Annotated in this window: 22 protein-coding genes; 12 read left to right on the top strand and 10 right to left on the bottom strand. The window is 68.5% G+C overall.

The features are described from left to right. Positions 1-325 precede the first annotated feature (325 nt). From AC3WON_RS23965 to AC3WON_RS23945, 5 genes are all read right to left on the bottom strand, one after another. On the bottom strand, positions 326-784 hold the full coding sequence (locus AC3WON_RS23965; RefSeq protein ID WP_492320816.1) for a hypothetical protein: 459 nt from the start codon (positions 782-784) through the stop codon (positions 326-328). After that, positions 717-1,997 (bottom strand): GTP-binding protein, encoded by a 1,281-nt coding sequence (locus AC3WON_RS23960; RefSeq protein WP_492352872.1) that lies wholly within the window; start codon positions 1,995-1,997, stop codon positions 717-719. The genes AC3WON_RS23965 and AC3WON_RS23960 overlap by 68 nt, the downstream gene beginning before the upstream one ends. Positions 1,998-2,228: 231 nt before the next feature. Beyond that, positions 2,229-2,648, bottom strand: a complete 420-nt coding sequence (gene dksA, locus AC3WON_RS23955) for an RNA polymerase-binding protein DksA (protein ID WP_010813282.1) — start codon at positions 2,646-2,648, stop codon at positions 2,229-2,231. A gap of 610 nt (positions 2,649-3,258) precedes the next feature. After that, positions 3,259-4,344 carry a CobW family GTP-binding protein gene (locus AC3WON_RS23950; protein WP_492352871.1) on the bottom strand — a complete coding sequence of 362 codons (1,086 nt, stop codon included), beginning with the start codon at positions 4,342-4,344 and terminating at the stop codon, positions 3,259-3,261. Between the two features lie 30 nt (positions 4,345-4,374). Beyond that, positions 4,375-4,911 carry a Fur family transcriptional regulator gene (locus tag AC3WON_RS23945; protein WP_492320734.1) on the bottom strand — a complete coding sequence of 179 codons (537 nt, stop codon included), beginning with the start codon at positions 4,909-4,911 and terminating at the stop codon, positions 4,375-4,377. A gap of 141 nt (positions 4,912-5,052) precedes the next feature. Between AC3WON_RS23945 and AC3WON_RS23940 the strand changes: the two genes are divergently transcribed. From AC3WON_RS23940 to AC3WON_RS23920, 5 genes are all read left to right on the top strand, one after another. Then, positions 5,053-5,952, top strand: a complete 900-nt coding sequence (locus AC3WON_RS23940; RefSeq protein ID WP_010813285.1) for an alpha/beta fold hydrolase — start codon at positions 5,053-5,055, stop codon at positions 5,950-5,952. Between the two features lie 293 nt (positions 5,953-6,245). Beyond that, positions 6,246-7,232: a tripartite tricarboxylate transporter substrate-binding protein gene (locus tag AC3WON_RS23935; protein ID WP_492320733.1), complete on the top strand. Its 987-nt coding sequence runs from the start codon at positions 6,246-6,248 to the stop codon at positions 7,230-7,232. 228 nt (positions 7,233-7,460) lie between these two features. Then, positions 7,461-7,997, top strand: a complete 537-nt coding sequence (gene hslV / locus AC3WON_RS23930) for an ATP-dependent protease subunit HslV (protein ID WP_010813287.1) — start codon at positions 7,461-7,463, stop codon at positions 7,995-7,997. A 50-nt stretch (positions 7,998-8,047) separates the two neighbouring features. After that, on the top strand, positions 8,048-9,379 hold the full coding sequence (hslU, locus tag AC3WON_RS23925; RefSeq protein WP_492320732.1) for an ATP-dependent protease ATPase subunit HslU: 1,332 nt from the start codon (positions 8,048-8,050) through the stop codon (positions 9,377-9,379). Positions 9,380-9,712: 333 nt separating this feature from the next. Continuing rightward, positions 9,713-10,006 (top strand): hypothetical protein, encoded by a 294-nt coding sequence (locus AC3WON_RS23920; protein ID WP_436220631.1) that lies wholly within the window; start codon positions 9,713-9,715, stop codon positions 10,004-10,006. A gap of 74 nt (positions 10,007-10,080) precedes the next feature. Here AC3WON_RS23920 and AC3WON_RS23915 read toward each other — a convergent pair whose 3' ends face one another. Together AC3WON_RS23915 and AC3WON_RS23910 are read right to left on the bottom strand one after the other, a co-directional pair. Further along, positions 10,081-10,692: a response regulator transcription factor gene (locus AC3WON_RS23915; protein WP_011614398.1), complete on the bottom strand. Its 612-nt coding sequence runs from the start codon at positions 10,690-10,692 to the stop codon at positions 10,081-10,083. After that, positions 10,689-12,077 carry an ATP-binding protein gene (locus AC3WON_RS23910; protein ID WP_492320731.1) on the bottom strand — a complete coding sequence of 463 codons (1,389 nt, stop codon included), beginning with the start codon at positions 12,075-12,077 and terminating at the stop codon, positions 10,689-10,691. Before AC3WON_RS23910 ends, AC3WON_RS23915 begins: the two co-directional genes overlap by 4 nt. A 176-nt stretch (positions 12,078-12,253) precedes the next feature. Here AC3WON_RS23910 and AC3WON_RS23905 point away from each other — a divergent pair, with 176 nt between their 5' ends. After that, entirely contained in the window at positions 12,254-12,742 is a 489-nt protein-coding gene (locus tag AC3WON_RS23905; RefSeq protein ID WP_492320730.1) for a copper chaperone PCu(A)C, read from the top strand. A 179-nt stretch (positions 12,743-12,921) separates the two neighbouring features. Here AC3WON_RS23905 and AC3WON_RS23900 read toward each other — a convergent pair whose 3' ends face one another. After that, positions 12,922-13,857: a LysR family transcriptional regulator gene (locus AC3WON_RS23900; RefSeq protein WP_492321150.1), complete on the bottom strand. Its 936-nt coding sequence runs from the start codon at positions 13,855-13,857 to the stop codon at positions 12,922-12,924. 93 nt (positions 13,858-13,950) lie between these two features. Here AC3WON_RS23900 and AC3WON_RS23895 point away from each other — a divergent pair, with 93 nt between their 5' ends. After that, positions 13,951-14,481: a DMT family transporter gene (locus AC3WON_RS23895; protein WP_492321151.1), complete on the top strand. Its 531-nt coding sequence runs from the start codon at positions 13,951-13,953 to the stop codon at positions 14,479-14,481. Here AC3WON_RS23895 and AC3WON_RS23890 read toward each other — a convergent pair. Continuing rightward, a complete protein-coding gene (locus AC3WON_RS23890; RefSeq protein ID WP_492321152.1) occupies positions 14,454-14,684 on the bottom strand; it encodes a cysteine-rich CWC family protein in 231 nt (76 codons plus the stop codon). The genes AC3WON_RS23895 and AC3WON_RS23890 overlap by 28 nt on opposite strands. A 345-nt stretch (positions 14,685-15,029) precedes the next feature. On the opposite strand from AC3WON_RS23890, the gene argB reads away from it, so the two are divergent. From argB to metW, 5 genes are all read left to right on the top strand, one after another. Next, on the top strand, positions 15,030-15,947 hold the full coding sequence (argB, locus tag AC3WON_RS23885) for an acetylglutamate kinase (RefSeq protein ID WP_010813296.1): 918 nt from the start codon (positions 15,030-15,032) through the stop codon (positions 15,945-15,947). A gap of 71 nt (positions 15,948-16,018) precedes the next feature. Beyond that, positions 16,019-16,957, top strand: a complete 939-nt coding sequence (locus tag AC3WON_RS23880; protein ID WP_492321153.1) for a pyrimidine 5'-nucleotidase — start codon at positions 16,019-16,021, stop codon at positions 16,955-16,957. Next, positions 16,954-17,625, top strand: a complete 672-nt coding sequence (gene slmA / locus AC3WON_RS23875; protein WP_492321154.1) for a nucleoid occlusion factor SlmA — start codon at positions 16,954-16,956, stop codon at positions 17,623-17,625. The genes AC3WON_RS23880 and slmA overlap by 4 nt, the downstream gene beginning before the upstream one ends. Positions 17,626-17,899: 274 nt before the next feature. Continuing rightward, positions 17,900-19,081: a homoserine O-succinyltransferase MetX gene (gene metX / locus AC3WON_RS23870; RefSeq protein ID WP_011614402.1), complete on the top strand. Its 1,182-nt coding sequence runs from the start codon at positions 17,900-17,902 to the stop codon at positions 19,079-19,081. After that, entirely contained in the window at positions 19,078-19,689 is a 612-nt protein-coding gene (gene metW / locus AC3WON_RS23865) for a methionine biosynthesis protein MetW (RefSeq protein ID WP_010813300.1), read from the top strand. The genes metX and metW overlap by 4 nt, the downstream gene beginning before the upstream one ends. Positions 19,690-19,693: 4 nt before the next feature. On the opposite strand, the gene AC3WON_RS23860 is transcribed toward metW, so the two are convergent. After that, positions 19,694-20,546: LysR family transcriptional regulator (locus tag AC3WON_RS23860; RefSeq protein WP_492352870.1), on the bottom strand; the 853-nt coding region annotated here is incomplete at its 5' end.

Here is a 20,546-nt window from a genome sequence, read left to right as displayed (position 1 = left end):
CGGTGGCGGTGGCGGGTGCGCTGTCGGCGGCAGGTGCCGTGGCCTGTGCCAGCGCGGCGGGCGCGACGAAGGCGGTGGCCATGGTGGCGGTGAGGGAAGCGGCAAGGGCCGCCAGCGGGGTCAGGCGCGGTGCGCTGGTTGGTACGGTGTAACGATTCTTCGACATGGCGCGCGGAGCGAGGCAATGGCAATCGGCCCGGCTGGCACGGCAGCTGCCCGGCACCGCGCCGGCCACCCGCGATGGGCGTGGCCGCGCAGCCGCAATGGGCAGGCGTTCAGCTCGGAATTGGTCAGGCCGGGTGCGCGGCGAGGGCCGCTTCCCGGATCAGGCGAGGGCGATGGCCGGCGCCGGCGGCGCGCGCGATTGGAAGGGGTGGGTGGCGGGCAGGTCGGGCCAGCGCCAGGCCAGGTTGGCCGGCTTGACCGGCTTGCCAAAGGCAAGCTGCGGCAGCGGCAGCTTGCCGCACAGGGTGTCGGCAACCGTGGCGCCATCGAACAGCACGCACGAGTGGCCGCTGAATTTCTGCGCCAGCGGGTGCGGCTCGGGGTCGTTGGCCGAGGCGGCGTCGGCCGTTGTCACGGAGGCCGACGGCGCAAGCAGGCCGCCATGCACGATGCGGTGGGTCAGCCCGGCGTGCTGCGCCAGCAGCAGGCATAGCGCCAGCCACAGCGCGGACCAGAGGCCCGGGCCATGCGCGCGCAGGCGGGCGAACCAGTCAGTGCGCATGCGGATGGCCGGCGTGGTTGCCGTGGTGGTGGTCGGGATCGCCGCAGCCGCAATCATCGCCATGGCCATCGCCATGGTCATGATCGTGGTCGTCGTCGAAGTCGTCGACCCAGGCGGGGAAGGGATCCGCATAGCCCGCCCAGGCTTCCGCGCCCGCGGCCATCTCGGCATCGGTCAGCAGGCAGGCGTCGAGCCGGGCCTGCAGCGCCGCATGGTCCAGGTCCAGGCCGGTCAGCACCAGTTCCTGGCGGCGGTCGCCGAAGGCTGCCGGGGCACCATCGACCTGCATGTCGGCTTCGACTTCGGCGCGTTCGGCGCTGTCGGCCGGCCATTCCGCCGGATCCAGCGCGGCCCACCAGGCGCCGGCGCCGCCATGGCGGCAGACGCCGCCGGACTGGTTCCAGTCGCCCGCCGTATCCATGCGGCTGGCCAGCCAGAACAGGCCCCTGGAGCGCAGCACGCTGCCGTGCTCGCGCAGCCATTCGGTATGGATCAGGTCGGCGAAGCGCTGCGGGTGGAACGGGCGGCGGCGGCGGTAGACCAGCGTGGAGACGCCGCTGGCGTCGGCAGCCGGCAACTCGCCGCGCAGCGCGGCGAGCCAGCCCGGTGCGTCCGCGGCGGCTTCAAAGTCGAAGCGGCCGGTGCCTTGCACGCGCTCGGGCGCGACCTTGCCGAAGCTGGCTTCGACGATGTCGGCACGCGGGTTCAGCGCCTGCAGCACGGCGTGCAGCCGCGCCAGTTCAGCCGCGCTGGCGAGGTCGGCCTTGTTCAGCACGATCACGTCGCAGCATTCGACCTGCGCCACCAGCACTTCAGCCACGGTCCGGTCATCGTCCGTGGCCTGCGCCAGCCCGCGGTCGGCCAGGAACTCGGCCTCGTTGAGGTCGCGCAGGAAGGTGGCGGCATCGATCACCGTCACCAGCGTGTCGGGTTGCACCGCCGCGTCGGGCCCGGCGCCATGCTCGGCCTCGAACAGGAAGCCTTCGGCAATCGCGAGCGGCTCGTCCAGGCCGTCGGCTTCGATCAGCAGCGCGTCAAAGCGGCGCTCGGCGGCAAGCCGGGCGGCTTCGCCGAGCAGGGCGTCGCCCGCGGGCAGCACCGTGGCCTCGCAACCGGGCGGCAGCGGCGCCGGCGCCTGCCCATGCTGCGGCCCGCAGACCAGCACGGCCAGGCGCCGGCCCGCGCTGTGCGCAAGCAGGTGGTTCAGCAGCGTGGTCTTGCCGGCGCCGGGGAAGCCGGACAGCACGGTGACGGGCAGGCGATCAGCCATGGCAGGAGAGGTGGAAGTGACGAGGGACTACGCAGCCCAGGCGAGGGGCGCGTTGTTGCAACAAGGTTGCGAATTTACCAGAAAGGCCGGGGCGGCAACAGCCGGATGATTCTCAATGGTAGGCCGTGGCGACGGCACGACAAGGCGGACGCGGCCCGCCAAAGCAAACGGCCCGGGTAACCGGGCCGTCACGTTACGCCTGCCGCACCGGCCGTGCCGGCGCGTGGCGTATCAGTCGCCGAACAGCTTCTGGCGCAGTTCGCGGCGTTGCTGCGCTTCCAGCGACAGCGTGGCGGTGGGACGGGCCAGCAGGCGCGGCACGCCGATCGGCTCGCCGGTTTCCTCGCACCAGCCATAGTCGCCGGACTCGATGCGTTGCAGCGACTGCTCCACCTTCTTCAGCAGCTTGCGCTCGCGGTCGCGCGTGCGCAGTTCCAGCGCATGCTCTTCCTCGATGGTGGCACGGTCGGCCGGATCCGGCACGATGACCGTTTCGCGCAGGTGTTCCGTGGTCTGGTCAGCGTTCTTCAGGATTTCGTCGCGCAGCTGCTCAAGACGGTGCTTGAAGAAGGCGAGCTGCGCTTCGTTCATGTAATCCTTGTCGCTCATCTTCAGGATTTCAGCTTCAGTCAGAAGTTTGTTGCTGCTCATGGTTGCTGCTGATTCTCTTGTTGATGCGGCCGGCGGCGTCTGGGTCCGCTCGGGTGCGCTGTCCGCGCGCTTGCGCGCCACGGCTGTTTCACTCTGGCTGGCTGCAGTCTTGCTGCTTCGCGGGCCTCCCTTCGTTGCGCCCGCTTCGGCGTTCGCCGTACTGCCGCGGGGAGCGGGCGCGGCCTTCACAGGCTGCGCCTTGAGCGTCTCTGCCGCTGCAGTACCAGTCTTGCTGCGGCTTTCTTTGGTCTTCGTTGCGGCTGTCATGGGGACACCTCTCTCTCGCGTCAGTCAGTGACGGCGCGCGTCGGGGCACCCCAGGCGGAAAAAGGCGGTCTCCGCACGAAGCACTGCGACCGCACCTGCCGGCGGCCTGCCTCATGCTGACGACAACCGCCGCCCTGCAAGTCCACCAGATCCGATGGACCAAATGCCGGCAGCGGGAAAAAGGTGCGCCACCGGTATCAAATCCGGCCTATTGTACTTGAACAAATTTTTCCGAGATACGGGGAAAACCGGCTGGCGCTTCGGTATTTCCCCGGTACCCCGAACGGGGGGCGGCCGCGGAGCGGGGTTCGAGGGGGCGTCGCCGATGGGGCGACTGGTGCACTCAGGCCAGGCAGTTCTCCAGGCCCTTGAGGATGGCGTCGCGGGGCAGGTCCACGCCGATGAACACCATGCGCGTGCCCGGGGTCTCTTCCTCCCACTTGGCGCCGATGTCGCTGCCCATCAGCTGGTGGACCCCCTGGAACACCACCTTGCGGTCCACACCGTCCATATATAGTACGCCCTTGTAGCGCAGCAGTTTTTCCCCGTATACGGCCAGGATGCCGGACAGGAATTCCTCCAGCTTGCCGTAGTGGAAGGGCTTGTCGCTGCGGAAGACGAACGACGCAATGCGGTCGGTATGGTGGTGGTGATGGTGGTGGTCGTGCGCGTGGCCATGGCCGTGCGCATGGTCGTTCCCGTGGTCATGGCCGCAGTCGTCGCCGCAATGCTCGCCATGCTCATGGTCATGATCGTGGTCATGGTCGTCGGCGCGCAGGAATTCCGGGTCGATCTCCAGCTTGGCGTTCAGGTTGAAGCCGCGCAGGTCGAAGATGGTGTCGATCGGCGCCTCGCCGAAGTTGACCAGGCGGATCGGCGCGCGCGGGTTCATGTGCAGCAGGCGGTGGCGCAGTTCGGCCACGTCGGCTTCGGTCACCAGGTCGGACTTGGTGATGAAGATGGCGTCGGCAAAGCCAACCTGGCGCTGCGCCTCTTCCTGCTTGTCCAGCTGCAGGTGGGCATGCTTGGCGTCGACCAGCGTGATCACCGCGTCGAGCAGGTAGCGCGAGGCGATTTCCTCGTCCATGAAGAAGGTCTGCGCCACCGGGCCCGGGTTGGCCACGCCCGTGGTCTCGATCACCACGCGGTCGAAGTCGATCTCGCCGGCGTCGCGGCGCGTCAGCAGCGTCGACAGCGCCTGCACCAGGTCGCCGCGGATGGTGCAGCAGATGCAGCCGTTGCTCATCTGCACGATCTGCTCGCGGCCGTCCTGCACCAGGATCTCGTTGTCGATGTTCTCTTCGCCGAACTCGTTCTCGATCACGGCGATCTTCATGCCGTGCTGCTCGTTCAGGATGCGCTTGAGCAGGGTGGTCTTGCCGCTGCCGAGAAAGCCGGTCAGGATCGTGACCGGGGTCAGTTTGGACATTGTTGTTCTCCGGGTATGAGAGATTGCCGTTCAGTGCGAAGCGCCGCCTGGCGAGGCGGGCGCACGCTTGCCGCACTCGGCGCAGACGCCGTTCACGGTCAGTTCGACATGTTCGATGGCAAAGCCGCTGGGCACGCGCGGCGCGGCCGGCTGCACCGGTGCGCTGGCATCGTCCAGGCAGAAGGTGCGGTCGCAGCGGGTGCAGTGGAAATGGCTGTGCTGGCGGTGCTCCTGCGCGCGCGCGGCCTCGTGTTCGACCAGGCTGAAGCGGAACACGCGGTCGTTGCCGGCACGCTTCTGCGCCACGCCCTGTTCCACCAGCCAGTCCAGCACGCGGTAGACGGTGACGCGGTCTATGGTCTCGCCCGGTTCGGGCAGGCGGTCGATCACGGCCTGGTGCGTCAGCGCCTCTTCGCTGCCGATCAGGCAGGCCAGGATGCACAGCCGCGGCTGGGTCACGCGCGCGCCCAGTTGGCGCAGGCGCTCGTGGGCGGCTTCCAGGGACTCAGGGGTGGGGATCGCCGGTTCCGGCACAGCGGCCGGCCGGTCCGGACTGGGACGGGTCATGGGCGGATTTAACCATAGGCCCCCGGTTGATGCAATTCAGTTGCGTCAGCGGGCCGAATGGCGAAGCCGGCGCAGCCACGCCGATGAGGCGGTTTGCGCCTATGATCGGCACAGGACGACCCTTAGAAGCGGAGACGACCCATGCTGAATGACGCCAGCGCGCTGCTGTTCCCGAACTTCGAACCCTTCCGGCAGCGTGTCGGCGAGGTCGAGATCGCCGGCGTGCGCGGCGGTTCGGGACCGCCGCTGCTGCTGTTGCACGGGCACCCGCAGAGCCACCTGATCTGGCACCGGGTGGCGCCGGCGCTGGCCGATCACTTCACGGTGATCGCCACCGACCTGCGCGGCTACGGCAGCAGCTCGGCCCCGCCCGGCAATGCCGGCCACGAGCACTACAGCAAGCGCACCATGGCGCAGGACCAGGTGTCGCTGATGACGGCATTCGGTTTCGAGCGCTTTGCGCTGTGCGGCCACGACCGCGGTGCCCGCGTCGCGCACCGGCTGTGCATGGACCATCCGGACGCGGTCAGCCGCGCCATGCTGCTGGACATCGCGCCCACGCTGGCGATGTACGAGCGCACCAGCATGGCCTTTGCCGCCGCCTACTGGCACTGGTTCTTCCTGATCCAGCCGGCGCCGTTCCCCGAGACGCTGATCAACGCCGAGCCCGATTTCTACATCGAGAAGCTGATGGGCCTGCGCCACGCGGGCCTGACGCCCTTCGCCCCCGATGCCATGGCTGCCTACACCGCGGCGATGCGCGACCCGGCGCGCGTGCATGCCATGTGCGAGGACTACCGCGCCGCCGCCACCATCGACCTGGAGCACGACCGTGCCGACCGCGAGGCCGGGCGCCGGCTGGCGCTGCCGCTGCGCGTGCTGTGGGGCGAGCACGGCGTGGTGGCGCGCTGCTTCGAGCCGCTGGCGCTGTGGCAGGAGGTGGCCACCGACATCAGCGGCCAGGCGCTGCCGTGCGGGCACTACATCCCGGAAGAGGCCGCCGAACCGCTGCTTGAGGAAATGCTCGGTTTCTTCCGTTAGGCCGCACCGGGTGTCACAAACACATGCCTTTGCATCCGATCTCTGCCATATCTTTCCCATTTCCCGCCATATGCGGCTGATTGCAGGCGGGTTAGCCCCTATACCTGCATATTGTCTGTAGTTGCTAACATCAAGGCCCGCCCTTGCCGTTTACGGCAGGGCAGCCGAGCCAGCCGGCATGGTCCAAGAGCGCGGCCACAGCGACCGCGCCAGATGCGCCCCGCACAAGCAGGGGCCGGGCCGGCGGCAACGCATTGCAAGACGGGTATTGAAGGGAACCAGGAGAAGAGAGCATGAAACGAGTGGTAAAGATGGTCGCGGGCGCGCTGGCAGTCAGTGCGCTGGGTGTGGCGACGGGCGCGTACGCGCAGGAATTCCCGGGCGGCAAGCCGGTGTCGGCGGTGGTGCCGTTCTCTGCGGGCGGCCCGACCGACAAGGTCTCGCGCGAACTGACCGCGATCATGTCCAAGCACCTGGGCACGACCATCGTGATCGAAAACCTGGGCGGCGCCGGCGGCACCATCGGCGCCAAGAAGGTGGCCCAGGCCAAGAACGACGGCCACACCCTGCTGATCCACCATATCGGCATGGCCACGGCCCCGGCGCTGTACCGCAACCTGGGCTTCGATCCGCTCAAGGACTTCGAGATGATTGGCGAAATCGCCGACGTGCCGATGATCCTGGTCGGCAACAAGCAGCTGCCGCCGAACACCTTCAAGGACCTGCTGCCGTACATCAAGGCCAACGCCGGCAAGCTGTCGCTGGCCAATGCCGGCATCGGCTCGGCCTCGCACCTGTGCGGCCTGCTGTTCCAGAGCGCGATCCAGACCGAGCTGACCACCGTGCCGTACAAGGGCGCTGCGCCGGCACTGACCGATATCCTGGGCGGCCAGGTCAACCTGCTGTGCGACCAGACCACCAATCTTGCCGGCCATCTCAAGGCCCACTCGGTCAAGCCGTACGCGGCCATGCAGGCACGCCGCGTGGAAGCGTTCAAGGATGTCCCGACCGCGGCCGAGCAGGGCATGCCGGGCGTGGAAGTGAAGGTCTGGCACGCCATGTACGCGCCCAAGGGCACGCCCAAGCCGGTGATCGACAAGCTGTCGGCGGCGCTGCAGAAGGCCGTGGCCGACCCGGCTTTCCGCGCCAAGATGGCCGAGCTGGGCGCCGAAGCGGTGTCGGCGCAGCGCGCCACGCCGGATTCTCTGCGCAACTACCTGAGCGCCGAAATCAACAAGTGGACGCCGGTGATCAGGAAGGCCGGCGTATACGCCGACTGATCAGGCGGTGTGATACATAAGGCGCGCGGGCCCTGGCCCGCGCGTGCCGGACAAGGGCCATGCGGCAACGCATGGCCCTTCTTGTTTTCTGGCGGGGCGTCCGGCAGCCTGCCGGCAGGCATCCTATATTGGGTCAGACCGGGCGGCGCTTCCCGAAGCACGCCACAGGCCTTGAAACCGGCCGGGGGCGTCGCCAACTACGGTCCTGACATATTCACGGAAGCCACCATGGAACAGTATCACGGCACTACCATCGTCAGCGTCCGCCGCGGCAATCAGGTCGCACTCGGCGGTGATGGTCAGGTCACGCTCGGCAATATCGTGATGAAGGGCACCGCGCGCAAGGTGCGCCGCATCTACAACGGCAAGGTCCTGGTCGGGTTTGCCGGCAGCACCGCCGACGCCTTCTCGCTGCTGGACCGCTTCGAGGCCAAGCTGGAAAAGTACCAGGGCAACCTGACCCGTGCCGCGGTCGACCTGGCCAAGGACTGGCGTTCGGACCGCGCCCTGCGCCGGCTGGAAGCCATGCTGATCACCGCCGACCGCGACACCACGCTGGTCATCACCGGCAACGGCGACGTGCTCGACCCCGAGGGCGGCATCGCCGCGATCGGCTCGGGCGGCGCGTACGCGCAGTCTGCCGCCAAGGCGCTGGTCGAGAACACCGAAATGGCCCCCAAGGACGTGGTCGAGAAGGCGCTGACCATTGCCGGCGAGCTCTGCATCTACACCAACACCAACTTCGTCATCGAGACGCTGGAATAAGCGCAGGCCGGCCACCGCGCAGGCCGGCGCGCCCCCACTGAACGGATACCATGTCGCACACCATGACCCCGTCGGAAATCGTTTCCGAACTCGACAAGCACATCATCGGCCAGAACAAGGCCAAGAAGGCCGTGGCGGTGGCGCTGCGCAACCGCTGGCGCCGCCAGCAGGTGGCCGAGCCCCTGCGCCAGGAAATCACTCCCAAGAACATCCTGATGATCGGCCCGACCGGGGTCGGCAAGACCGAGATCGCGCGCCGCCTGGCCAAGCTGGCCGACGCGCCCTTCATCAAGATCGAGGCCACCAAGTTCACCGAGGTGGGCTATGTCGGCCGCGATGTCGACACCATCGTGCGCGACCTGGCCGAGATGGCGATCAAGCAGACGCGCGAGTCCGAGATGAAGAAGGTGCGCACCAAGGCCGAGGACGCGGCCGAGGACCGCCTGCTCGACGTGCTGCTGCCGCCGGCGCGCGATATCGGCTTCGCGCAGCCGGAAGAGAAGGATTCCAACACGCGCCAGGTGTTCCGCAAGAAGCTGCGCGAAGGCTCGCTCGACGACAAGGAAATCGAGCTAGAACTCTCCGCCGGCATGCCGAGCATGGACATCATGGGCCCGCCGGGCATGGAAGACATGACCGAGCAGATCCGCACCATGTTTGCCGGGCTGGGCCAGGGCAAGAAGGCGCGCCGCAAGATGAAGGTCAAGGAAGCCTTCAAGCTGCTGATCGACGAAGAGGCCGCCAAGCTCGTCAATGACGAGGAGCTCAAGCACAAGGCCATTGCCAATGTCGAGCAAAACGGCATCGTGTTCCTGGACGAGATCGACAAGATCGCCAGCCGCAGCGATGTCGGCGGCGGCGAGGTGTCGCGCCAGGGCGTGCAGCGCGACCTGCTGCCGCTGGTGGAAGGCACCACGGTGAACACCAAGTACGGCATGATCAAGACGGACCACATCCTGTTCATTGCTTCGGGCGCGTTCCATCTGTCCAAGCCGAGCGACCTGATTCCCGAGCTGCAGGGCCGCTTCCCGATCCGGGTCGAGCTGGAGTCGCTGTCCGTGCAGGACTTCGAGGCGATCCTGACGCAGACCGATGCCAGCCTGACCAAGCAGTACCAGGCGCTGCTGAACACCGAAGAGGTCAACCTGGTGTTCGCGCCGGACGGTATCCGCCGGCTGGCCGAGATCGCCTTCTCGGTCAACGAGAAGGTCGAGAACATCGGCGCGCGGCGCCTGTACACGGTGATGGAGCGGCTGCTGGAGGACCTGTCTTTCCACGCCACCAGGTCGTCGGGCGAGACTGTGACGATCGATGCGGCATATGTTGACGAGCGGCTTGGGGATCTGGCCGGGAACGAGGATCTGTCGCGTTACGTCCTGTAAAGGGGCCGGGATACGATGCAAGGCGCACCATGGTGCGCCTTTTTTGTGGGTATTCGGGAGCTCGTGATTTTTGGATGGGTGCCAAGCGCGACACCCAACCGTAGTGGCACCAAGCCCAAAGCCACCGTGCGCGAAGGCCTCACATGCCCATCCCCGCACGGGACGTATTTCATGTCCATGCGTTTCCACCTGCCACACCGGTAACCATCGTAAGCATTGGTAAGCCCGCTGGCGCGCCCCTGCCGGCCGATGCGACCCTTGCGCACCTTGACGGTCGATTGACCGGTGCGGGAGCCACCGCATCCCCATCAACTCACTGGCAGGAGAAATCAGATGGTCAACTACAAGACCCGGCGCGTAGTGCTCGCCACGGGCGGACTGCTGGCCGCACTGGCAGCGGCAACCGCGTTCCTGTGTGTGCGTCCGGCCATTCCGGCTGCCGAAGCCGCGCAATCGGGCACGGTCGGTGCGGCCGCTGCCGCGGCGGCGGCGCTGGCGCTGGACTCGGGCGCGCTGTTCACGCTGGCAGACCGCCATGCCGGCGACGCCATGCGCATCGCACAAGGCAGCACGCCACAGGACAGCGCCGAGGGCCTGGACTGGGACTATGTCCAGCTGCGGCTGTAACCTGGACGGCGCTTGCCATTGGGCATGTGAAAGGCCGCGCACAGGCGCGGCCTTTTCGCTTATCGCCGCGGCAATTACCGCGACACCGGCCGCTTGCCCAGCTTGCGCTGCAAGGTGCGCCGGTGCATGTTCAGCGCCCGTGCCGTGGCGGAGATATTGCCGTCATGCTCGGCCAGCACGCGCTGGATATGCTCCCATTCCAGCCGCGCCACCGACAGCGGCACCGGCTCTTCCAGCGCGGCCTGCGCCGCATCTTCGGACACGCCCGCCATCAGCGCGGTCAGGATCGAATCGACATTGGCCGGCTTGGCCAGGTATTCGTCCGCGCCTTGCTTGACCGCCGCCACCGCGGTGGCGATGCTGGCGTAGCCGGTCAGGATCAGGATGCGTGCGTCCGGCAACGCCTGGCGCAGCGGCGACACCAGCTGCAGCCCCGATTCGGCGGGCACGGTGCTGCCGGCGTCCGGCGGCGGCTCCAGGTGCAGGTCCAGCGTGACATAGGCAAACTCGATGCGTGATGCCAGCGCCAGTGCGGTGCGGCCGTCGTGCGCCACCTGCACGGCATAGCCGCGTCGCGTGAGCGCGCGGGCCAGGGTGCCGGCAAAGACTTCGTCGTCGTCGATGACCAGGAAGGGCGTGCCAGCCGGTGCGGTGGCTTCGGGTACCGGGGTGAGGGTGTCGGTCATGGGGTTCGTGGTGCCGTGGCGGCGGCGGATGCGGAAAGGGTGGACAGCGCGGGCAGGCGCAACTCGGCAACGGTGCCGCCGCCGGCGCGGTCATGCCAGGCCAGCTCGCCGCCCATCTGCCGGGCGGCGCTTTGCGCCAGGTACAGGCCGATGCCCTGGCCGCCGTGCTGGCTGGCCACCGGGGTTTCGCCCAGTTGGCCGCGCAGCATCTCGGGAATGCCGTCGCCGTGGTCGGCGATGCGGAACGACAGCCACGGCGCGGTATTGCCGGGCGCCATGGCGATCTGCAGCTGCAGCGGCTCCTGGCCGCGGCCGGCGGCTTGCTGGCTGCGCGCGGCGTTATCCAGCAGGATGGTCAGGATCTGGCCCACGCGCGCGGTTTCCACCGCCTGCGCGCCGGCGCCCGGCGTGGCGCTGGCCTGCAGGCTGGCGTTGGGGTGGCGCAGCTGCCAGCGCTCGGCAAAGGCCGGCAGCCAGCCGTCGATGCGCTGCGGCGCCAGCGTGGCCGGGTCTTCGCGCAGGCGCGCGAGCGTGGTGCGGCACAGCGCCAGCTGCTGCTCCATGGTCTGCAGGTCGGGCAGGTAGCTGTTGATTGCGGAGGTGCCGCGGCCCGCGTCGGAGGCATCGGCACGCAGCTCGCCGGCGATGACCGCCAGCGTGGCCAGCGGCGTGCCGATCTCATGCGCGACCGCGGCGGCCTGGCCGTTCAGGTCTTCCACGCGCGCCTCGCGCAGCAGCTGCTCGCGTGCCAGGTTCAGCTGCGCCTCGCGCTGGCGCAGCACGCCGGACAGGCGCGCCACGAACAGCGCGATCATCACCGCGCTGGCGACGAAGTTCAGCCACATGCCGGCCAGGTGGTAGTTCACCGCGTTGTCCGGGTTGTGCAGGTCCAGCGGCACATATTCGAACAGCAGCAGCGTGTAGCAGGCGAGCGCGTACAGCGCCAGCGCGATCACCTGGCGCCACGGCAGGATGGCGGCGGCAATGGCCAGCCCCGGCAGGTAGAACGAGACAAAGGGGTTGGTCGCGCCGCCGGTATAGAACAGGATGGCCGACAGCGCGGTCAGGTCCACCAGCAGCTGGCCCATCAGCTCGGCCTCGCCGGGGGCGCTGTTGCGCCGCGTGTGCTGGCGCAGGCGCAGGCCGGTCAGCAGGTTGAACAGCGCCTGCAGGCCGAACACCACCAGCAGCGGCCCGTAGGGCAGGCGGATGCCGGCGATGGGCTCGCAGCTCAGCACGGTCAGCGCCTGTCCCGCCAGCAATGCCCAGCGCAGCCAGAACAGCCGGCGCAGCGTCACCTGGCCATGGCGGGCGGAGGTGCCCGCCGGCAGTGGCGACAGGAAGGGGAGGTCGGGCAAGCGGGTCACGGCTGCGGCGGTGGTCATGGCGCGAGTGTATCAATGCGGCCGCGGGGCACCGGTGCGTGCGACACCTTGCCGCATTGGCGCCGCGCCGGTCGGGCTGCCAGACTAGCCGGCTGTGCGCCGCATGGCGGGGTTGCCTGGGGCATGCACGGGCGGGCATCGCCATGGTCTAATGTTTGCTTTCAGGAGAGCCTTTCATGCAAGCCAAATTCCGCTCGGCCACCCTGGCCGCATCGGTCGCCCTCGCCGCCGCGCTGGCGTCCGGCGCCGCGCTGGCCCAGGTCGATGTCAGCAACGCCTGGGTGCGCGGCACGGTGCCGACCCAGACTGCCTCCGGCGCCTTCATGGTGCTGCACGCGCACGACAACGCGAAGCTGGTCGGCGTGTCGTCGCCGGTGGCCGCGGCCGAGCTGCACGAGATGAAGATGGAAGGCAACGTGATGCGCATGCGCCAGGTCAAGTCGCTGGACCTGCCAATGATGAAGGACGTCGAGCTGAAGCCGGGCGGCTACCACGTGATGCTGATGGACCTGAAGTCGCAGCTCAAGAAGGGCGACACCGTGCCCATCACGCTGAAGATCGAGCAGGGCGGCAAGGTGATCGAGCAGAAGGTCACGGCCGAAGTGCGCGACATGGTGCCCGCTGCCGCCGGCGCGAGCGGCGGCCACGGCGAACACAAGCACTGAGCGCCTGACGGGGCCCGGCCTCGTCCATCCACCCATCCCGCCATCATGGCCAACAAGCAGCACGGCACCCGGCAGAAGCTGGTCTTTCGCGGGGACACGCGCCCCGCCAGGCCACCTGCTGTTCCCGCGCAGCGCCGTGATGCCCAGCCCCCGGCGCCAGCCAAGCCGGGGGGGCGCCGTCAGCCGCGCAAGCTGATCGGCTCTTCCGATTCCTGACTGGCCGCCGCGGCCAGCACGCGCTCGCGCAGCCAGGCGTGGGCGGGATCGGCTTCGGTGCGCTCGTGCCAGATCATGCTGAAGGTGAAGTCGTCGAGCGCAAACGGCGGCGCGAACACGGCGTAGCGCGGGTCCTCTTCCAGCGCGGCCAGGCTGCGCCGCGCCGTGGTCAGCACCAGGTTGGTCCCGGCGATCAGCGCCGGCGCCACGCTCCAGTGCGGCACCACGCAGGCGATCTTGCGCCGTCCGCCCAGCTTGGCCACCGCGGTGTCGATCGCGTCCATGCGTTCGCTGTGCGTGGCCACCAGCACGTGCGAGCGCGCCAGGTAGGCCACCTGGTCGAGCCGGCCGGTGTCGCGCACGGTGGCGGCATCCACCGCGCAGGCATAGCTCTCGCAGAACAGCTCCGCGGATTTCACGCCTTCGGGCTGGTGGGTGAACACGCCCAGCGCCATGTCGATCTCGCCATCGGCGACCTGGGCGGTCATGCCTTCGCGGCTGGCCTGCGACACCACCAGGTCGATATTGGGCGCGGCCTTGCGCACCGCGCGCAGCAGCCGCGGCAGCACCACCAGCGCGCCGTAGTCGGACATGGCCAGGCGGAAGCTGCGCCGCGCGGTGGCTGGCTGGAAGCCGCTCGGCCCCAGCAGGATGCGCACCTGCGCCAGCGCCTCGGCCAGCGGGCCGGACAGCTCATGGGCGCGCGCGCTCAGCACCAGTCCGCCCTTGCCGCGCACCAGGATGGGATCGTCGAGCAGCTGCCGCAGGCGCCCGAGCGCGTGGCTGACCGCCGGCTGGCTCAGGTGCAGCCGCAGCGCGGCGCGGGAGATATGGCGCTCGGCCAGCAGTGCTTCGAGCACCACCAGCAGGTTGAGGTCGATTCCGCGTAGGCTATTCATTCGGCGAATAATAAACGTACGAAAGCAGAATTGGAAATTCGCATTGCGATATTTCAAACTGCTGGCATCGCATCTTGCCCTATGGAGCGCTTCATGTCAGGCACCCAGTTGCCGTTTTCCCTCCCGGTTTCACTCTGGCTGCCGCTTGGCACGGCCGTGCTGGCCGGCGCGGCGATCCCCTTCCAGGCCGGCGCCAACGCCACCCTCGGGCGCACGCTCGGGCATCCGCTGTCGGCCACGCTGGTGTCGCTGCTGGTCAGCCTGGCGGCGCTGTTGCCCGTGCTGTGGCTGATGCGCGTGCCGCTGCCGGCGCCAGCGGCACTGGCGCGTGCGCCTGGCTGGCTCTGGATCGGCGGGGTGCTGGGGGTGTTCTATATTTCGGCCGCGCTGATGATGGCGCCGAAGCTGGGCGCCGCGGGTTTTATCGCCGCGGTGGTGGCGGGCCAGGTGCTGGCGGCGCTGCTGGTGGACCAGTTCGGGCTGGCCGGCTTTGCGGTGCGCGCGCTCACGCCGGCGCGGCTGGCGGGCGCGGCGCTGATCGTGGCGGGGATGCTGGTGATGCAGTGGGGCAGCGCCGCAGGGCCCGGGCCGGCGCCTCAGCCAGCGGCGGAATCTGGTTCCTGAGCCGCTTGCCGGCGCGCTGCCAGGCAGGCCGGACACAGGCAGTGCTGGCCCGGCACGATGCGCCGCGCCGGCAGCAGCGGCTGGCTGGCGCACCAGCACTCGGGCAGCCCCGCCACGTAGCCGCAGACAAAGCCCGCGCCGCAGCGGCTGCAATGTTCGACCGGGCGCAGCTGGCCGGTCAGCACGGTCGAGGCGTCGCTCATGGCAGGTCTCCCGGCGCTGGCGGGAAATCGGGGATCCGGGCTGGCAAGAGGCGGCTGGCGGCGGGCATGATGGTCAAGATGGGGAACGCTGTGCCGCGGCGCAGGCCAAACGGCTGAGTGGTGGCGGCACGTTGTTGCGTGGACGGAACGCGTTGGTGCCCCGTGGGGCGCTTGCAGGCGGTTCGCGGGACCACGTTCGGCCGGTTGACTCGCGCCCCGCGCGGTTTCTTGTAAAATCGGCGCCTGCCATGGCCGGATGGCGCACTTTCGGGCGATCCCCGTTGGTTATCCCTGGCTACGTGGCCGATTAGCCATCATACCTGTTGATTCTCACGGATGTCCCCCATGAACGCCGACAACCCCGGGCCTGCCGCAACCACGGTGGCCGCCATTGCTCCCGCGCTGAAAGCCGAGATCCTCGCCGAGGCCCTGCCGTATATCCGCAAGTTCCACGGCAAGACCATCGTGGTCAAGTACGGCGGCAATGCCATGACCGAAGAGAAGCTCAAGCATGGCTTCGCGCGCGACGTGATCCTGCTCAAGCTGGTCGGCATGAACCCGGTGGTGGTGCACGGCGGCGGCCCGCAGATCGATGAGGCACTGAAGAAGGTCGGCAAGGTCGGCACCTTCGTGCAGGGCATGCGCGTCACCGACGAAGAGACCATGGAAGTGGTCGAGTGGGTGCTGGGCGGTGAAGTCCAGCAGGACATCGTGATGCTGATCAACCAGTACGGCGGCCAGGCCGTGGGCCTGACCGGCAAGGACGGCGGCCTGATCCGCGCCAAGCGCCTGCAGATGCCCGACCGCGAGAACCCGGGGGCGTTCATCGATATCGGCTACGTCGGCGACATCGAGGCGATCAACCCCGCGGTGGTCAAGGCGCTGCAGGACGACGCCTTTATCCCGGTGATCTCGCCGATCGGCTTCTCCGACGACGGCCAGGCCTACAACATCAACGCCGACGTGGTTGCCGGCAAGATGGCCGAGATCCTGAAGGCCGAGAAGCTGGTGATGATGACCAACATCCCGGGCGTGATGGACAAGAAGGGCAACCTGCTGACCGACCTGTCCGCGCGCGAGATCGAAGAGCTGTTCGCCGACGGCACCATCTCGGGCGGCATGCTGCCGAAGATTTCGTCGGCGCTGGATGCGGCCAAGAGCGGCGTGCATTCGGTGCACATCATCGACGGCCGCATCGAGCATTCGCTGCTGCTGGAAATCCTGACCGAGCAGGCCTTCGGCACCATGATCCGCTCGCACTGAGCGGAGCCTCGGGGCGGTGCCGGCAGCGGCCGGCCGCCCCGGACATCCCATCACCCTCCGAGTTGCCCGGCGTGCCTTCCAGTCTTCGTTCTCCGCGCCGTGTCCGCGCTCGCCTCTGCCGCCACCCCGCGGGCAATACCTCGGGCAATACGGTCTGGCTGTTCGATCTCGACAACACCCTGCACGACGCCTCGCACGCGATCTTCCCGGCCATCAACCGGCTGATGACCGACTACGTGGCGCGCGTGCTCGGCTGCGACGAGGCCACCGCCAGCCGCGTGCGCGTGGACTACTGGCAGCGCTACGGCGCCACGCTGCTCGGCATGATCCGGCACCACGGCGTGGATCCGGCTGATTTCCTGCGCGCCGCGCATGAATTCCCGGCGCTGGCCGACATGGTGCGGGTGCGGCGCGGGCTGGCCGCGCACCTGCGGCGCCTGCCGGGGCGCAAGATCCTGGTCACCAATGCGCCGCAGGACTACGCGCGGGCGGTGCTGGAGATAGCGGGCATACGGCATTGCTTCGAGCGCGTGGTGGCAATCGAGCAGATGTGGGTGCATGGCCACCTGCGGCCCAAGCCGGACCGCCGCATGCTGCGCCGGCTGCTGGTGCAGACCCGCATCGCGCCACATCGCGCGGTGCTGGTGGAAGACACCGTGTCGCACCTCAAGCGCTATGCCGGCACCGGCATCCGCACCGCGTGGGTGACGGGCTACCTGCGCACGATCGCGCCACCGCGCCCGCATGAGGTGCCTGCGGTGCGCGATGACGGCAGCCGGCGCGATGCCGCGGTACGCTCGACGCTGGAGGCGGAGGACCGGCGCCATGTCGGCCACGCCGCGCAGGAGCAGTCGGTGACGCTGGTGGCCGCGGAGACCCAGGCACCGCAGGCGCAGCCCGACAACGTGCGGCGCGTGCGCGCCCGCGTGCCGAACCGGCCGGCCTATGTGGACATAAAAGTACAATCGATGCATCAACTCCAACGACGAATGCGGAGAATCGGGTCATGACGCAAAGCAACGGGCGCGAGCCAGAGGCGGTCATTTCAGGCAGTGCGCAGGATGCGCAGGACGGAGGCCAGCCGCCGGCCACGCAGGTGCGCAAGCGCCCGCGCCCGGGCGAGCGCCGCGTGCAGATCCTGCAGACGCTGGCCACCATGCTGGAGCACCCGCGCGGGGAGAAGATCACAACGGCGGCGCTGGCTGCGCGCCTGAGCGTGTCCGAGGCGGCGCTGTACCGCCATTTCGCCAGCAAGGCGCAGATGTACGAGGGCCTGATCGGCTTTATCGAGCAGACCGTGTTCGGCCTGATCAACCAGATCACCGACAAGGAAGAGCACGGCCTGCGCCAGGCCCATGCCATCGTGCGCATGCTGCTGTCGTTTGCCGAGAAGAACCCGGGCATGACGCGCGTGCTGACCGGCGAGGCGCTGGTGGGCGAGCACGAACGCCTGCAGGAGCGCATCAACCAGGTGGTGGACCGCATCGAGGCCTCGCTGCGCCAGTGCCTGAAGATGGCGGTGACACAGGCCGCGTTCCCGGCGGACGCCGACATCCCGGCGCGCGCGGCGCTGATCATGGCGGCGGTGCAGGGGCAGTGGCACCGCTACGCCAAGAGCGGCTTCCGCAAGTCGCCGTCGCACTATGCCGAGGCGCATCTGCGGGTCTTGCTGGGCTGAAAACAACATGCCGGGCCGATTGCTCTATAATTGCCCGGTCGCGCCGATTTGATGACTGGCTTGCGGGCGCGCGGCAGCCAAGGGACCAAGTTCCGGGTTGCCACTATAAATGCGGCTAAAGAGGTTGGGTCGGCGCCCCATGCCACCACGGTAGTGGATGGCGCCGGCACGCGGAATCCCGCAAGGAATCCAGTGAATCCCGACTTGGCTGCGACGCTTCATACGCAAATGCCGGTCGGGTTTTTTTATGCCCGTTCGCCACGGGCCGGATTCCATGACTGATGTCGCCCTGCCGACCGCCGCGCCTGCCGCGTTCGACCTGCCGCCCGATTCGGTCGGCGTGGTTGCGCCGCAGCGCATGCACTTTGCCGAGCCGCTGAAGCTGCGCAACGGCTCGTCCATTGCCGGCTACGACCTGATGGTCGAGACCTATGGCACGCTCAATGCGGCCCGCTCCAACGCGGTGCTGGTGTGCCACGCGCTCAATGCCTCGCACCATGTGGCCGGCGTCTATGCGGAAGACCCGCGCGACGTGGGCTGGTGGGACAACATGGTCGGGCCCGGCAAGCCGCTCGATACCAATCGCTTTTTCGTCATCGGCGTCAACAACCTGGGCTCATGCTTCGGCTCGACCGGACCGATGAGCCTCAACCCGGCCACCGGCGCGCCCTACGGCGCGGCGTTCCCGGTGGTGACGGTGGAGGACTGGGTCAATGCGCAGGCGCTCGTGGCCGACGCGTTCGGCATCACGCAGTTCGCCGCGGTGATGGGCGGCAGCCTGGGCGGCATGCAGGCGGTGGCCTGGAGCCTGCTGTACCCGGAACGCCTGCGCCACTGCATTGTGGTCGCGTCCACGCCCAAGCTGTCGGCGCAGAACATCGCCTTCAACGAGGTCGCGCGCAGTGCCATCCTGTCGGACCCTGATTTCCACGGCGGCAACTACTACGCGCATGGCGTCAAGCCCAAGCGCGGCCTGCGCGTGGCGCGCATGATCGGCCATATCACCTACCTGTCGGACGAGGACATGGCCGAGAAATTCGGCCGCGAGCTGAAGACCGACGACATCCGCTTCTCCTTCGATGTCGAGTTCCAGGTGGAGAGCTACCTGCGCTACCAGGGCGACAAGTTCGCCGAGTACTTCGACGCCAACACCTACCTGCTGATCACGCGCGCGCTCGACTACTTCGACCCGGCGCTGGCCTTCGGCGGCGACCTGACGCGCGCGATGGCGCAGACCCAGGCCAGCTTCCTGGTGGCGAGCTTCGGCACCGACTGGCGCTTCGCGCCCAGCCGCAGCCGCGAGCTGGTCAAGGCGCTGCTGGACAACAAGCGCCCGGTCTCGTACGCCGAGATCGATGCGCCGCACGGCCACGACGCCTTCCTGCTCGACGACCCGCGCTATCACAACCTGATGCGCGCCTACTACGACCGCATCGCAGAGGAGATCGGCGCATGAACGCCCTGGCCAATCCCAATATCCTGGCGCTGCGCCCCGACTTCCGCGCGATCGCGCGCTGGATCGAACCCCATTCCACCGTGCTCGACCTGGGCTGCGGCGACGGCAGCCTGTTGCGCGTGCTGCAGGACGAGCTCGACGTGCAGGCCTACGGCATCGAGATCCGCGACGAAGGCGTGCTGGCGTGCGCGCAGAAGGGCGTCCATGTCATCCAGCAGAACCTGGAGGGCGGGCTGGCGCTGTTCGAGGACAAGAGCTTCGACACCGTGATCCTGTCGCAGACGCTGCAGACCATCCACAACACCGCGCAGGTGCTGCGCGACACGCTGCGGGTGGGGCGCGAGTGCATCGTGTCGTTCCCGAACTTCGGCTACTGGCCGCACCGGCTGTCGGTGTTCCGCGGCCGCATGCCGGTGTCGGAATCGCTGCCCTACCAGTGGTACAACACGCCCAACGTGCGCGTGCTGACCATCAGCGACTTCGAGGCGCTGGCGCCCAAGGTCGGCCTGCGCGTGATCGACCGCGTGGTGATGCACGAGGGCGTGACCGTCAACTGGGGCGGCAACTGGCGCGGCAGCCTGGCGGTGTACCGGGTCTGCGCGGCCTGAGGCGTCAGCGCGGCGCGTCGCCGGCGGTGCCGGCCAGATGATCGACAAAGGCGCGCACCTTGGGCGGTACATGCCGGGTGGGCGTGTAGACCGCGTAGGCCGTGCCGATGTAGGGCTCGAGGATGTCCCAGTCGGCCAGCACGGTGACGACCCGGCCCTGGTCCAGCGCATCGCCCAATGAGAAGTCCGGCACCAGCCCGATGCCGGCATCGCGCTCCACCATGCTCATGATCGCCAGGCTGTTGTTCAGCGTCAGGCGCGGCGGGATGCGCACCTCCACTTTCTCGCCGCTGGCCTGGTGGCGCATGGCCCAGCGCTCGCCGAAGTTGCCGTAGCCGAGGTACAGGCAGCGTGCGGCGGGCAGGTCGGCGGGCGTGGCCGGCGTGCCGTGGCGGGCCAGGTAGCCGGGCGAGGCCACCAGCCGGTAGCGCACCTCGCGCAGCGGGCGCGCGGCCAGCCCGGGTGCCAGTTCGCGCGCGATGCGTACGGCCACGTCCATCCCTTCTTCGACCAGGTCGACCATGCGGTCGGCCAGCGTCAGCTGCAGGTCCAGCCCCGGGTATCTGGCCAGCAGCGCCGGCAGCCGCGGCGCCAGCCAGGCCTGCCCGAACGAGACCGGCGCGCTCACGCGCAGCACGCCATGCGGCGTGCCGCCGTGCTCACCGGCCAGCGCGGTGACGTCGCGCGCTGCCGCGGTCATGCGGGCGCAGGCGGCGTAGACCGATTGGCCCAGTTCAGTCAGTGCAAAGGCGCGCGTGGTCCGCTGCAGCAGGCTGGCGCCGAGCGTGGCTTCCAGCCGGGAGACGTGCCGGCTGACCGCCGACGGCGTCATGCCCAGGTCGAGTGCGGCAGCCGAG

It is taken from the genome of Cupriavidus sp. FW305-46 (assembly GCF_058787075.1).
Note: the sequence above shows the minus strand (reverse complement) of the source record. Positions and strands in the feature narration are given on the sequence as shown.

Excerpts from the sequence above, each read along its gene's own strand:
- AC3WON_RS23965 (WP_492320816.1), bottom strand. The coding sequence starts at position 784 with ATGATTGCGGCTGCGGCGATCCCGACCACCACCACGGCAACCACGCCG.
- AC3WON_RS23960 (WP_492352872.1), bottom strand. The coding sequence starts at position 1,997 with ATGGCTGATCGCCTGCCCGTCACCGTGCTGTCCGGCTTCCCCGGCGCC.
- dksA (WP_010813282.1), bottom strand. The coding sequence starts at position 2,648 with ATGAGCAGCAACAAACTTCTGACTGAAGCTGAAATCCTGAAGATGAGC.
- AC3WON_RS23950 (WP_492352871.1), bottom strand. The coding sequence starts at position 4,344 with ATGTCCAAACTGACCCCGGTCACGATCCTGACCGGCTTTCTCGGCAGC.
- AC3WON_RS23945 (WP_492320734.1), bottom strand. The coding sequence starts at position 4,911 with ATGACCCGTCCCAGTCCGGACCGGCCGGCCGCTGTGCCGGAACCGGCG.
- AC3WON_RS23940 (WP_010813285.1), top strand. The coding sequence starts at position 5,053 with ATGCTGAATGACGCCAGCGCGCTGCTGTTCCCGAACTTCGAACCCTTC.
- AC3WON_RS23935 (WP_492320733.1), top strand. The coding sequence starts at position 6,246 with ATGAAACGAGTGGTAAAGATGGTCGCGGGCGCGCTGGCAGTCAGTGCG.
- hslV (WP_010813287.1), top strand. The coding sequence starts at position 7,461 with ATGGAACAGTATCACGGCACTACCATCGTCAGCGTCCGCCGCGGCAAT.
- hslU (WP_492320732.1), top strand. The coding sequence starts at position 8,048 with ATGTCGCACACCATGACCCCGTCGGAAATCGTTTCCGAACTCGACAAG.
- AC3WON_RS23920 (WP_436220631.1), top strand. The coding sequence starts at position 9,713 with ATGGTCAACTACAAGACCCGGCGCGTAGTGCTCGCCACGGGCGGACTG.
- AC3WON_RS23915 (WP_011614398.1), bottom strand. The coding sequence starts at position 10,692 with ATGACCGACACCCTCACCCCGGTACCCGAAGCCACCGCACCGGCTGGC.
- AC3WON_RS23910 (WP_492320731.1), bottom strand. The coding sequence starts at position 12,077 with ATGACCACCGCCGCAGCCGTGACCCGCTTGCCCGACCTCCCCTTCCTG.
- AC3WON_RS23905 (WP_492320730.1), top strand. The coding sequence starts at position 12,254 with ATGCAAGCCAAATTCCGCTCGGCCACCCTGGCCGCATCGGTCGCCCTC.
- AC3WON_RS23900 (WP_492321150.1), bottom strand. The coding sequence starts at position 13,857 with ATGAATAGCCTACGCGGAATCGACCTCAACCTGCTGGTGGTGCTCGAA.
- AC3WON_RS23895 (WP_492321151.1), top strand. The coding sequence starts at position 13,951 with ATGTCAGGCACCCAGTTGCCGTTTTCCCTCCCGGTTTCACTCTGGCTG.
- AC3WON_RS23890 (WP_492321152.1), bottom strand. The coding sequence starts at position 14,684 with ATGAGCGACGCCTCGACCGTGCTGACCGGCCAGCTGCGCCCGGTCGAA.
- argB (WP_010813296.1), top strand. The coding sequence starts at position 15,030 with ATGAACGCCGACAACCCCGGGCCTGCCGCAACCACGGTGGCCGCCATT.
- slmA (WP_492321154.1), top strand. The coding sequence starts at position 16,954 with ATGACGCAAAGCAACGGGCGCGAGCCAGAGGCGGTCATTTCAGGCAGT.
- metX (WP_011614402.1), top strand. The coding sequence starts at position 17,900 with ATGACTGATGTCGCCCTGCCGACCGCCGCGCCTGCCGCGTTCGACCTG.
- metW (WP_010813300.1), top strand. The coding sequence starts at position 19,078 with ATGAACGCCCTGGCCAATCCCAATATCCTGGCGCTGCGCCCCGACTTC.